Here is a 12,397-nt window from a genome sequence, read left to right on the forward strand (position 1 = left end):
GGGATTCGAACCCGCGACCCCCACCATGGCAAGGTGATGTTCTACCACTGAACTACTTCCGCATAATGCCGACTAGATGATTCGAACACCCGACCTCTTCATTACTAGTGAAGCGCTCTAGCCAACTGAGCTAAGTCGGCAGCAATTATGCAAATTGCAAATGCGGGCGAAGGGATTCGAACCCCCACTTCCATAAGGAAACTAGAACCTAAATCTAGCGCGTCTGCCAGTTCCGCCACGCCCGCATGGTTATATTAAAATGTATATGGCATAGAGCCAATGAGCCGTGGCAGGTTCGAACTGCCGACCCTCTGATTAAAAGTCAGATGCTCTACCGGCTGAGCTAACGGCTCATATGGAGGATACAGGGCTCGAACCTGTGACCTCCTGCTTGTAAGGCAGATGCTCTCCCAACTGAGCTAATCCTCCATGAGGTCTTCAAGTTATCTCTTAGCAAGACAACTATTTAATAATATCATTTCTTTCAATCACTGTCAACGATAAATTTTAATTAATTGTTGATATGACTTACTTCTGAGCCGTTTCCTTTAACTCAACAAAAAATATTATATCTAAATTTATGGTGTCTGTCTACCCTTTTTTTGAAAAAAATAAAAAAGCGATAATCAATGATTATCGCTTTATTGAAAACTATTTAATTAATCTTCTTTTGTAATTTTGGTTCTACCACCCATGTATGGTTGTAATACTTCTGGAATATTGATTGATCCATCTTTATTTTGGAAGTTCTCTAAAATAGCAGCTACGGTTCTACCAACAGCTAAACCAGATCCATTTAAGGTATGAACATATTGTAGTTTACCATTTTCATCCCTGTATTGAATGTGTGCACGACGTGCTTGGAAATCAGTTGTGTTTGAACAACTTGAGATTTCACGGTAACGACCTTGTGCTGGCATCCATACTTCGATGTCATGAGTCATAGCTGCCGTAAAACTCATGTCGCTAGTAGTTAGTGTAATTACGTGGTAAGGAATACCTAACATTTTCAATAAGTCTTCAGCGTGAGCAGTAATGCTCTCTAGGGCATCCCATGATTGTTCAGGCTTAGTGAATTGAACCATTTCTACCTTATTGAATTGATGTAAACGAATTAGACCTCTGGTATCTCTTCCGGCACTACCGGCTTCTGATCTAAATGCTGGTGATAATGCAGTGAACTTAACAGGTAATTTGTCTGCGTCCATTACTTCATCTCTATAGTAGTTTACCAATGGAACTTCGGCAGTAGGAATCATTGTTAAATCACTATCAGCAATTTCGAAACCGGCCTTTGTTTCCTTAAACTTAGGGAATTGACCAGTACCAAACATTGATGCTGAGTTCACCATGTATGGTGGCAATACTTCTTTGTAACCAGCCTTAGCGTTTTGATCTAAGTAAAAGTTGTAGATGGCACGTTCTAATTGTGCACCTGCACCCATGTAGTAGACAAAACGACTACCGGCAACCTTAGCACTTGCTTCGAAATCTAAAATTCCTAGTTTTTCACCTAGGTCCCAGTGATGTTTTGGTTCAAAATCAAATTTACGAGGTTCCCCGTATTTTCTTAGTTCAACAGCACCTTCTTCGGTTAAACTAACTGGAACATCATCAGCTGGAATGTTTGGCAAGTGGGCAGCCAAGTCTTTTTGATCTTGTTCAACTTTTTCAAGTTGTTCATCTAATTCCTTAACTTCCTTACCTACTTGTTGCATTTCAGCAATTGCATCAGAAGCGTCTTCCTTATTACGCTTTGCTTCGGCAATTTTCTTTGATACATCGTTCTTTTTTGCTTTTAATCCTTCACTTTTTACGATTAGTTCACGACGCTTTTCATCGTAACCTAAAAGTTCATCGATTGTTTCAGATTTGATATTTCTAGTGGCTAACTTTTCCTTTACCCAGTCAGCGTTTTGACGAATCATTTTCATATCTAACATAGTAAATACCTCCAATTTTACAAATAAAAAGAAGACCTCCATCCATTGGGACGAAGGTCTTCTTTTCGCGGTACCACCCAAGTTCTTAGCACATGCTAAACACTCGTTTGGAGATAACGGTCACCTACCGTGTAGCATTACCTACCCGCTTTTCGTATGCCGGAATTTCGACTTGCAATTCACACCAACCATTGCATCTCTTTGTTGTCTACTTAAAACATACCTTGCGTTTATTTGTTGACTCAATAATATTATAAAAAAATGTGATTAGCAACTATTTTAAGCTCAATTCAGCAATTTTTTCATCAATTTGTTTTAAAACAGCTGATAAATCTTCATCATTTTCGATAAAATCGAACTTATCACCGTCAATTTGCATCTTTGGAGATAAATTATAGTTATCATACCAATCATTATATCGACTATTTAAATCTTGGTAATAGTTATAAAGTTCCGGATCTTTATCCACTTGTTCATAACTTCTTCCACGTTTCTTGATTCGTTTTAACATAGTATCAAATGAAATATTGATGTGGATTAATAAATCAGGGTTCTTTTGGTTCAAAGAACCAGGAATTTCTTCCATCATATTTTCCAGCAATGAATCATAGATATCAGCTTCAGTTGAAGTAGCACGTTTCATATCAGCATTTAATCTAAATAGTAATGAATCTTCGTAGATAGAGCGGTCCATAACACTTAATTTTTCGTTATGAGCCTTTTCAATATTGTTTAAACGGGTATTTAAGAAGTAAATTTGCAACAAGAATGCATACTTCTTGGGATCCTTGTAAAACAATGGAAGAATTTCGTTATCGTCCACTGATTCGTAATATCCAGTTGAATCAAGATGAGCAGATAGAATTTTAGTTAAAGAGGTTTTTCCGGCTCCAATCGTTCCAGCAAGTACTATCATAATAATCTCCTTAATATCGTTTTCTAGTATACTATTCTAATACATTCCGTTCGTTTTGAATATGAATAAATTAATTGTAAACAAAAAAGATGCCGCTAAAACAGCATCTTTTCTAAATTATTTTTCTTCGTCATTCAAATCAGAAGGAGAGACATCGACTTCATCTAGAGGGATTAGATGTGTCTTGTTCTTAATCTTGTAACCAATGTATAAAATCAATACAAGCGGTACTGAGATATAAGTAATTCCAATTTGTTCCCAATCCCAGTTAGCAAATGAAGTTACGTTTTGACCACAAATAACTAGGATACATAAAATTAAAGTAATGATTGGTCCAATTGGGAACCACGTAGCGTGATACTTTAATTCATCAACTGAGTGACCTTGCTTGATAAAAGCTCTTCTGAAACGGTAATGAGATAAAGCAATTCCAACCCAAGCGATAAATCCAGTAAGACCAGACGCAGCAACTAACCATAGGTAAATTTTTGGGCCTTCGATACTTGTAATGAAAGTAAGTAAGGCAACAACAGTGGTAACAGCTAAAGCACCCACAGGAATACCACGACGGTTAGTCTTACCCATAGCCTTAGGAGCAAATCCTTGATGAGCCATTGAATAAAGCATTCTAGTTGATGCGTACATCCCTGAGTTAGCAGATGAGATAACTGAGGTTAAGATAACCGCATTCATAACAGATGCAGCTGCTGCTAAACCAGCACGCTTGAATACGATTGTAAATGGACTAATTGCAACATCGGTAGCACTTGAACCTAATAAATCAGGACTAGTATATGGAATAATTGCACCAATTATGAAGATTGCTAAAATGTAAAATAAAATGATTCTCCAGAAAACATCCTTGATAGCACGTGGAACAGCTTCTCTTGGGTTATCTGATTCACCAGCAGTAATTCCGACCAATTCAGTTCCTTGGAATGAGAAACCAGCAACTACGAATACCGCTAAAATCATCGGAATACCACCAACGAATGGTGCTTGCTTGTATGTGAAATTAGATAAACCAATGTAGTGGCCACCCATGATACCAAAAATGGTTAAAACACCTACAGCTAGGAAGATAAAGATTGTAATAACCTTAATCAATGACATCCAGAATTCTGTTTCACCAAATGACTTAACTGATAATGCGTTTACACATAGTATTAAAGCCAAAGTAATTGCACTAAAAATCCAACCCGGCATGTGTGGTAACCAGAACTTCATTACTAAAGCTGCTGTTGAGATATCAACGGCAACGGTAATGGCCCAGTTGAACCAGTAGTTCCAACCCATGGCAAAACCAAGAGCTGGATCGACATACTTGCCTGCGTATGCCGCAAAAGAACCCGAAATAGGTGTGTTGGTTGCCATTTCACCTAGACTGGTCATTAAAAAGTAAACCATTAGTCCCATTAATAAGTAAGCAACTAATGCTCCACCAGGTCCAGCTTGACTAATAACTGAACCAGAGGCGACGAATAGACCGGTACCGATTGAACCACCTAGGGCAATCATAGAAACGTGTCTGGTCTTTAGGCCTCTCTTTACATGATTATTTGAGTTGTCACTCATGATTTATTCACCCTCTATAAATATTTCTAAGAGGTGCCGATAATAACTAAAAAAGTCTCTTCCTGTAAACACAAGAAGAGACCATAATAATTTCTTTTAATTATTGATCACAAAGCACTCCGTGGAATTAACCACGACAGTCTCTAGCCTATTAAGCTAGAACCCAACAGACTCGTTTAATAAAGGAAACGGTCGTTTCGGCAGACATCCCCTTTCACTATCAATCATAGTCGCCCTATCGACTCATGATAGCTACTTTTGTCAGCTGCGCCTCTTCTTAGATTTCTACAATATTATATATTAATGTCTTGAAGATTACAATACTATTTTACTTTCCTTTCGAAAACTAAATTCTCGTCGTATTCATCCACCTGTGCAAAACCTAAACTGTGTAAAACTTTTTGTGAAGGTACATTGTGTGCTTCAACCGTTGCCTCAACTATTTTTATAGGTGCTTTTAGATTATCGACCACATATCCTAATGCATAGGTCATATATCCACGCTGTTGATAACTTGTGTTAATAAAATAGCCTAATTCGATATTTTCATAATCAGGTTCAAAGTTATCCCCAATTTCGGGAAATAAATTAATAATCCCAATTAGTTTTCCACTGTTGATAAGTCTAATTGCATAGGTTTTATTAGTATCATTTTCGGATTCAAACAACATATGAGCCTTCTTTTCATCGTTAACTGGCTCAAAACCAGTCTTCTTAGCTAGTTGTTCATCGCGCATCATTTCATAATAGTCTTCAAAGTCATCTGTACGTAACTCGGTTACTTCCACTTCTTTTTCAGGTAAATTGTTCTTTTTATCCACAATCATTATCTCCTTGCGTTAAAATGTATGTAAAACATATTTGAGAGGTGCTTATATGAGAATCATCAGAGAATCGATTCGTCAAAACTCAAACGCTTTTCTTCAAGGATATCTTAAATCTGCAGATGTGCAAACTAATCAATACAAATACCCCGCCGTAATCGTAGTCCCCGGTGGATCTTATACCCATATTTCACTCCACCAAGCAGAAAGTTTCGCATTGAATTTCAGTTCCAACGGTTATCAAAGTTTTTACCTAAGATACACATTTGAACAAGAAGCAATGCCACTAATGCCAAATCCACTAGAAGAATTGGCCAACAGTATCAAGTACATTCGTGAACATGCCAACGAATTTAATATTGATGAAAACCGGATTACAATTGCCGGATTCTCCATTGGTGGCCATATCTGCAGTCTATATAACGACTTTTATCACACCGATTGGATGCAAGAACTAGCTGGCGTTGATAACGCAGATATTTTAAAACCAAACGCAGTTATCTTAAGCTATCCTGTGACTAACTTAACCTATGGTTTTCCCAAGGATAAGGAAAGTATCCTAAACTGGATATCAAACGACCAACAAATTGCTGCCGACGAACACGTTTCCAATAAAAACATGCCAACATTTATATGGCATACTGCTGACGATCCATTCGTTCCTGTGGAGAATGCACTTAAGTATTCCATCAAACTAAACGAATATAACGTGGATAACGAACTACACATTTTTCACCACGGTCCTCACGGAATGGGACTCGCCAATAACATCACATCCTGGAACGAAGATTCAAGCAACGTCCGCGTTGCTAAATGGTTTGATTTAGCCATTACCTGGTTAGATGAAATCTGGCAAAAATAAAAGAACTGATGAAATTCATCAGTTCTTTTTTATTATAGGTATGAGTGTAAAACCGGGCGCCAGTGTTGTTTTAATCTTGGCGCATATCTTACATATAACATTTCTGATACTTGTAACCATGTGTAACCAATGATTACAGCACCAACAGTGTCTGTTGGGAAGTGAGCATTTAGATAGATTCTAGATACCATTACCAATAGCACAAAAAGAAATGTTAATACATATAGTAATCTTCTGATTAAGCTACTTTGGATATGTGGAAGAATGACAATCCATACAACCGCAACGACAATGAAGATACCTAATACGTGACCACTTGGGAAACTAAATCCAGTATCAGAAGCGCTGTGAAATACTGGTCGATCACGTCTAACAATATTCTTGACGATGAATCCAATTACGTCAGCACCAGCTAATGTAAAGATTCCCCATAAAGCTTGAAGCTTAAATTTGAATCCCCACATGAAGAATGCCAAAATGAAAATCCAAATGATATCCATCTTTGGACTAGCTAAAGTGGTGGCTAAGTGCATGATTGTGTCTTTGAATCCGCCAGTATTTTTTTGGATTTGACCGATAAAAATTGAGTCAAGAAATCTTAAATATCCAGAGTCAATCATTACCGATGCAGTAACAAATAATGATAAAACTAACCCAACGAAAAATCTAATGCCGCGGGTGTAATCCTTATCGATGATCATAATGCATCGATCCTCCTAATCACTTTTTAATGCCATTATACCACAGCTAATGCTATTCTTAAGGGTATTTTCTAATTTTAAAACTTGGAAGTAGTGCAATGAAACTAATAATTGTTATAATATTAAGTAATTTATAATTTTAGGAGGAGCAACAAATGATTGAAACAGTCATTCTAATGATTGTCATCGGTGTCTTAGCTGGTATCGGTGGCGCTGTCCTAGGATTGGGTGGTGGAATTATCGTCACCCCCGTCCTAACACTTTTCTTCCATTTAGATATTAAATACGCTATAGGAGCCAGTATCGTTGTGGTTATCGCAACTAGTTCTGGATCAACTATCGCTTATCTAAAAGATGAAGTCTTAAACTTACGTGTTGCAATGTTTTTAGAAATTGCCACTACCATTGGTGCACTATCTGGGGCCTTACTTACAGGAATTCTAGAGCCTAAATACCTTTACATACTATTTGGACTATTACTACTATTCTCCGCATTTAACATGGTCAAGAAATTATTGAACAAAAACAAGTCCAATCTAAGCACCAAAGATGATAAATTAGCTGAAAAACTACGTCTTAACTCAAGTTACTATGACAAAGCTGAAAAGAAGCAAATCGACTACAAAGTGGAAAATATCCCAGGTGGACTATCTGTAATGTTTGGTGCCGGTCTTGCCTCTGGTTTACTAGGAATTGGTTCAGGTGCTTTTAAGGTTATCGCAATGGATACCTTCATGAAGATGCCTTTAAAGCCATCCAGTGCAACTAGTAACCTAATGATGGGAGTTACCGCTGCTGCTTCAGCAACTGTCTACTTCTTCAACGGTTCAATCTTGCCACAAGTTGCCGTGCCATTAGCATTGGGAATTCTAGTTGGTGCTACAATCGGTTCTCGCATCATGCAAGTTCTTCCTGCTAGATGGATTCGTATTATCTTTGTCCCTATCATGTTTTACATTGCCTGTAGCATGTTATACAAAGGATTCTAGGAGGTTAGATCATGAATACACAACAACCAGCAACTAAAGAAGAAATGAATCGTATCGAATTAGTTATCGGAAAAATTTTACGTGTCGGTGTTGTCATCTCAGCTACCATCATGATTATTGGTCTTTTATTACTTTTAATCACTGGTAAATCTGGATATGCTCACGACGCCTTTCCAACTACTTTTAAGGCAATCTTTAGTGGAATTGCTACATTGAAACCATACGCGATTATGATGTTTGGAATCTTCTGCCTAATCCTTACCCCTGTGTTACGAGTAATCGTATCAATTTATTCCTTTTACAAAGAAAAGGATATGCTATACGTTTGGATTACTACATTCGTTCTAGTCGTTTTAATCATTAGTTTCTTCTTCGGATAAAATGCAAAATAAAAAGCAACGAGTTTATCTCGTTGCTTTTTTTGTTCTCAAATATGTTTTAAATCTTAAGTATAGTTGGTTTAGAAATTCTGCAAATAGAAAACCTGACGCGATTCCACCAGCAATGAAGATGACTTGAATCAAGTTTGACTTAGCTAAAGCATAGTTTCCAATCGCTAAACACTTCATAACTTGGTAAGCCTGTCCTCCAGGAACTAACGGTACCAATGCTGGAATATTAAAGATAATTACCGGCATTTTTTTATATCTAGATGCAAAGATACTCAATATTCCAACTGTAAAAGTTCCTAAAATATCGGCAGCTAAATATCCACCCATATGAATATTAACGATATGAAAAACTAACCAGCCAATTAAACTAACCAATCCGGACATGTTCAATGCTTTTCTAGGTAGATTAATTAATAAACCAAATCCAATGGTGGCGAAATAAACGCACACACTATATACAATTACGGTTACCAATATAAATCACCCCAAAATTTTTATTGCCATTGCTACACCAAAACCAAGTGCACAGGCGCTCATAATCGCTTCGATTCCCCTAGATGGACCAGATACTAAGTTCCCGGACAATGTATCTCTTACAGCATTGGTAATCGGTACTCCAGGAACAAGTGGCATCAATCCACCGATAATTAAATCATCGGCACTCTTAGCAAGCCCCGCTCTAATGATTAAAATCGACATGAAGCCAATGCAAATCGCCGCTATGAATTCATTTAAGAAACGAATGTCTGTGTAGTGATCTGTCAAACAATAAATGCACCAACCCATCATACCAACAAATCCGGCTGCCCAAAAATCAGTATAGTTACTTCTAAATACAACTTCCAAAGTGGAACTAACCATGAAAGCACCAATCATTTGAAGCCAGAATGGGAATGGTTTGACATCCTTATCCATCCGTTTTAGACGACGATAGAATTCCCCAAGCGAGATTTTCTTATCGGCAAACTGACGGGAGTAATCATTAACCGTTGATACTTTCTCCAAGTCAAACGTTCTTTTATCAATTGCTGTGACCTGAGAACCCATGTCAGGGGTTGCTGACATGATAATCCCCGTCAAAGTAACATATGCCCTGGCTTCTGTTGCCCCGGCATTTCTTGAAATACGATCAATGGTATCAGTGACTCTGACCATTTCTGAGCCATTTTCAATCATAATCTTTCCAGCAAGTAGACAGGTCTCAACGACTAACTTACTTCTTTGTCTTTCGTTCAACCATCTCACCTCCGTGTCATCTAATGTTTTTCTAATTATAACATTGATTATGATGATAATAAAAAAGACTGAATTTTTCAATTCAGTCTTTTTTATTAATCAGCATTTCTTATAAATACGTAGTGAGAAGCCTTGTAGCTAATGTCACTTTCTTGATTATCAGTTAAATTTTGGACTGTTACAGGTCCTTCAAATGGAGAATGCTTAATTACCTTAAGTTTATCTCCAATATCTAATTGAATGTCGCCTAAATAGGTTAGTAGGTCGTGATTGTCGATGAAACGGTCAACAACGACTGTTTCCCCATCATCGGCATCATTTAATAGGCGATGGCTATCTTCTTTATAATGTCCTGACATGTTAGGAATAACTCCTCCATGTGGACAATGAGATGGGTTCCCCAATTTTTTGTACATTGCTTCTAGCAATCTACCACTGGTAGAATGTTCCAAAACTTCAGCTTCTTTATCAACATCTGGAAGTGGATATCCTAGTTCGTTTACTAAAAAACTTTCCCAAATACGGTGTTTTCTAACTAGGACTTCAGCTAACTTGATTCCATCGTCAGTTAATGACACTCCCGCATATGGTTCGTGTTCAACTAATCCTTCATCTAATAGCTTATTAACCATTTCAGTAACTGATCCTGGTGCAATGTCCAAACTAATGGCAATCCTTTTATTGGATACCTTTTCTTTGGTTCCACCTAGCTCAAAAATAATTTTTAAATAGTCCTCTTTTTTTGGGGTCATTTTTATATCCATGTCTCCTAAATTCAAATCTACTAAAGAGTATCTTACAACTTTATATACTATTTTACCATTTTTATTTCTATTTTTTGGGGAAAATTATATAATTAAACCGAGATATTAAATATTAATATCTACGATACGAAAGTGAGGCGTTTTTATGGGAGAAAAGTTATTCCATTTCGATGAGCTTAACGAACAAGCCAAAGTTACTAGTATCAAGTCATTCAGTGAATTTTACGTTCGCTGTTATAGAAGCCAAAACATGGAGATTTTAAGTCAGGTTCCTGACCAATCAATGTTATGGCAAATCAATCAGGAGGTCTGCCGCAACAAGTTTGAAAATGTAGAACATGCTGCTAAGGACACCATCATTTATTGTAGTCATAGTTATGCCAAGTTATTGGGCGAATTAGATATGAAATATTTCGCCAATGGTAATAGTGAAATCACTTGGAATGAGTGGTATGACAGACAATTTGTAGCTGCTCCGCACGGGATATAATTTAAAAAGCCGTTTTTCAAAACAAAAAAGACTCTTTTCGTTTTGAAAAGCGTCTTTTTTATTTTGACTATTAATCAATATCGTTTCTGGAATCGAGATATAAGTCCTCTTTCTTCCCACGTTCAACTTCAGCTTGCAACGTCACGTGTTCAATATTGTACTTATCATGTAATAGTTTAGCCACCGGATCATAAATCTTTTCAGCTTCAGAAATTAGCATATCTTGCATATTAATGTGTGCTGAGAATACGATACTGTTTTCATCAACCGACCAGATATGAACATGATGAATTCCAGTAATTCCTTCGATATTCATCATGTCCTTTTGAATCGCGTAGCAATCAACCATTGGTGATCCTTGCATCAAAATCTTAACAGTTTTTTTGATGATTGGGTATGCTTCAGCTGAAATGTAAAGTGCCACAATGATGGTAATGATTGGATCAACTAACACCCAATCAAACAACTTAATTAAAATACCACCTAGGATAACACCAAGTGAAGCTAAGGTATCACTCAATAAATGTAGATATGTAGCTCGAATGTTTAGATTATGCTTTGACCCACGACTTAGCAAAAGTGTTGATACCAAATTAGCAACTGTCGAAACCACAGCAACAATTAGCATTAAGTTTCCGTTAATCTGTTCTGGTTTAAATAGTTTTTGTACCCCTTCAACAATTAAAACAACAGAGATAATCACTAGAAATAGTGAATTTAAAAACGCTGAAATAATTTGAGCGCGTTTGTAACCAAAGGTATTCAATTGATTTTGGGGTCTTTGACTAATTCGGTGCGCATAATAACTACCGACTACCGATGCTGAATCCGCGAAATTATGAAAAGCATCTGATAATAGTGACAAACTTCCTGAAAAAATGCCTCCTAAAAACTCAATTAAAGTAATTAATGAGTTCAAAATTGTCACCGTAAAGAAACGACGTTGAGACATAGCGTTAACATCGTTATGTTCATGTTCGTGCATAATACCACCTCCTCTGTTCAGTTTCATTATACCTTTTGTCAGAAAACAAAAAAAGCTGATTTAAAAAAATCAGCTTAGGCAATTAACATTGGTTGTTTAATTACTCTTTCGTATGCGTAGTTCATTACGACGTTCGATGGGTCTGTTGCAGAGATTGGAACTACTCTGCCGGTTTCTACAAATCCAGCCTTCTTGATGACATGTTGCATGCCCAAGTTAAGTGGGTTTGTGTCAATACGAACACTTTGTACATTGTCCATTTTCTCCACTGCATTGAAGATACCTTCAAATAATTTTTGAGCCAATCCTCTGCCATGGTGTCTGTTGGAAACTGCAACGCGGTGAATTGATAGGTAAGGGCCGTCAGTCAACCATTGACCATCAAGATTTTCGTAACTAGTGTCTAGTCCGTCAATCACGGCAGCTGTACCTAAGATTTCACCATCTTCTTCAAGTACAACAGTCCATCCGTTTAAGATGTCATTCATTAATGATTCTGCATTTGGGTAACCTGTTTGCCATTGGTTCACACCCTGTTTGGCAAGCAATTCCTTTCCTTCGAAAATAATTTGTTCAATTGCGTTAAAATCTTCGATTTGTGCTCTTCTCATTAACATGATCTAAGCCCCCCTTTTTGTGTTTGATTTAAATATTTATCATTTTAGCGACTAGAAAATATTACCACCATTTTTCCAAAAAGCAAAGACTTTTTTACAAAAA

Annotated in this window: 14 protein-coding genes, 4 tRNA genes and 1 riboswitch; of the genes, 4 read left to right on the forward strand and 14 right to left on the reverse strand. The window is 37.1% G+C overall.

All coding sequences use genetic code 11. From position 1 onward, the window contains the following. Nucleotides 1-66: 66 nt before the first annotated feature. From FD688_RS04405 to FD688_RS04440, 8 genes are all read right to left on the reverse strand, one after another. Nucleotides 67-140, reverse strand: a tRNA-Thr gene (locus FD688_RS04405). Nucleotides 141-161: 21 nt separating this feature from the next. Beyond that, nucleotides 162-245: transfer RNA gene (locus FD688_RS04410), tRNA-Leu, on the reverse strand. A 35-nt stretch (nt 246-280) separates the two neighbouring features. After that, nucleotides 281-353, reverse strand: a tRNA-Lys gene (locus tag FD688_RS04415). 3 nt (nt 354-356) lie between these two features. After that, a tRNA-Val gene (locus FD688_RS04420) sits at nt 357-429 on the reverse strand. A 230-nt stretch (nt 430-659) separates the two neighbouring features. Further along, a complete protein-coding gene (gene serS, locus FD688_RS04425) occupies nt 660-1,943 on the reverse strand; it encodes a serine--tRNA ligase (protein WP_138741955.1) in 1,284 nt (427 codons plus the stop codon). Between the two features lie 274 nt (nt 1,944-2,217). Then, nucleotides 2,218-2,859 (reverse strand): deoxynucleoside kinase, encoded by a 642-nt coding sequence (locus FD688_RS04430; RefSeq protein ID WP_138741956.1) that lies wholly within the window; start codon nt 2,857-2,859, stop codon nt 2,218-2,220. 117 nt (nt 2,860-2,976) lie between these two features. Continuing rightward, nucleotides 2,977-4,434, reverse strand: coding sequence for an amino acid permease (locus tag FD688_RS04435; protein ID WP_138741957.1), 1,458 nt, complete (start codon nt 4,432-4,434; stop codon nt 2,977-2,979). A 104-nt stretch (nt 4,435-4,538) separates the two neighbouring features. Further along, nucleotides 4,539-4,718: riboswitch (Lysine riboswitch) on the reverse strand. 39 nt (nt 4,719-4,757) lie between these two features. Then, complete coding sequence (locus FD688_RS04440; RefSeq protein ID WP_138741958.1) at nt 4,758-5,261, reverse strand: GNAT family N-acetyltransferase; 504 nt, start codon at nt 5,259-5,261, stop codon at nt 4,758-4,760. Between the two features lie 49 nt (nt 5,262-5,310). Between FD688_RS04440 and FD688_RS04445 the strand changes: the two genes are divergently transcribed. Beyond that, nucleotides 5,311-6,120: an alpha/beta hydrolase gene (locus FD688_RS04445; RefSeq protein WP_138741959.1), complete on the forward strand. Its 810-nt coding sequence runs from the start codon at nt 5,311-5,313 to the stop codon at nt 6,118-6,120. Nucleotides 6,121-6,152: 32 nt separating this feature from the next. On the opposite strand, the gene FD688_RS04450 is transcribed toward FD688_RS04445, so the two are convergent. After that, complete coding sequence (locus FD688_RS04450; RefSeq protein WP_138741960.1) at nt 6,153-6,821, reverse strand: phosphatase PAP2 family protein; 669 nt, start codon at nt 6,819-6,821, stop codon at nt 6,153-6,155. A gap of 155 nt (nt 6,822-6,976) precedes the next feature. Between FD688_RS04450 and FD688_RS04455 the strand changes: the two genes are divergently transcribed. After that, nucleotides 6,977-7,810, forward strand: coding sequence for a sulfite exporter TauE/SafE family protein (locus FD688_RS04455; RefSeq protein WP_053795701.1), 834 nt, complete (start codon nt 6,977-6,979; stop codon nt 7,808-7,810). A gap of 11 nt (nt 7,811-7,821) precedes the next feature. Then, nucleotides 7,822-8,190, forward strand: a complete 369-nt coding sequence (locus FD688_RS04460; protein ID WP_138741961.1) for a DUF1634 domain-containing protein — start codon at nt 7,822-7,824, stop codon at nt 8,188-8,190. Between the two features lie 24 nt (nt 8,191-8,214). Here FD688_RS04460 and FD688_RS04465 read toward each other — a convergent pair whose 3' ends face one another. The 3 genes from FD688_RS04465 to FD688_RS04475 all read right to left on the reverse strand — a co-directional run bounded on the left by FD688_RS04465 (nt 8,215) and on the right by FD688_RS04475 (nt 10,190). Next, complete coding sequence (locus FD688_RS04465) at nt 8,215-8,676, reverse strand: threonine/serine exporter family protein (protein WP_225426105.1); 462 nt, start codon at nt 8,674-8,676, stop codon at nt 8,215-8,217. A 6-nt stretch (nt 8,677-8,682) separates the two neighbouring features. Then, nucleotides 8,683-9,447 carry a threonine/serine exporter family protein gene (locus FD688_RS04470; RefSeq protein WP_187291663.1) on the reverse strand — a complete coding sequence of 255 codons (765 nt, stop codon included), beginning with the start codon at nt 9,445-9,447 and terminating at the stop codon, nt 8,683-8,685. 86 nt (nt 9,448-9,533) lie between these two features. Next, on the reverse strand, nt 9,534-10,190 hold the full coding sequence (locus FD688_RS04475; RefSeq protein WP_138741963.1) for a metal-dependent transcriptional regulator: 657 nt from the start codon (nt 10,188-10,190) through the stop codon (nt 9,534-9,536). Nucleotides 10,191-10,347: 157 nt separating this feature from the next. Between FD688_RS04475 and FD688_RS04480 the strand changes: the two genes are divergently transcribed. Continuing rightward, entirely contained in the window at nt 10,348-10,692 is a 345-nt protein-coding gene (locus FD688_RS04480) for a hypothetical protein (protein ID WP_138741964.1), read from the forward strand. Nucleotides 10,693-10,762: 70 nt separating this feature from the next. Here the strand turns inward: FD688_RS04480 and FD688_RS04485 are convergent, their stop codons facing one another. Both FD688_RS04485 and FD688_RS04490 read right to left on the reverse strand, forming a co-directional pair. Then, nucleotides 10,763-11,677, reverse strand: a complete 915-nt coding sequence (locus tag FD688_RS04485; protein WP_138741965.1) for a cation diffusion facilitator family transporter — start codon at nt 11,675-11,677, stop codon at nt 10,763-10,765. Between the two features lie 74 nt (nt 11,678-11,751). After that, nucleotides 11,752-12,294 (reverse strand): GNAT family N-acetyltransferase, encoded by a 543-nt coding sequence (locus FD688_RS04490; protein ID WP_138741966.1) that lies wholly within the window; start codon nt 12,292-12,294, stop codon nt 11,752-11,754. Nucleotides 12,295-12,397: the final 103 nt, after the last annotated feature.

The organism is Apilactobacillus kunkeei, from assembly GCF_005930975.1.
Taxonomy (GTDB): Bacteria; Bacillota; Bacilli; order Lactobacillales; family Lactobacillaceae; genus Apilactobacillus; species Apilactobacillus kunkeei_E.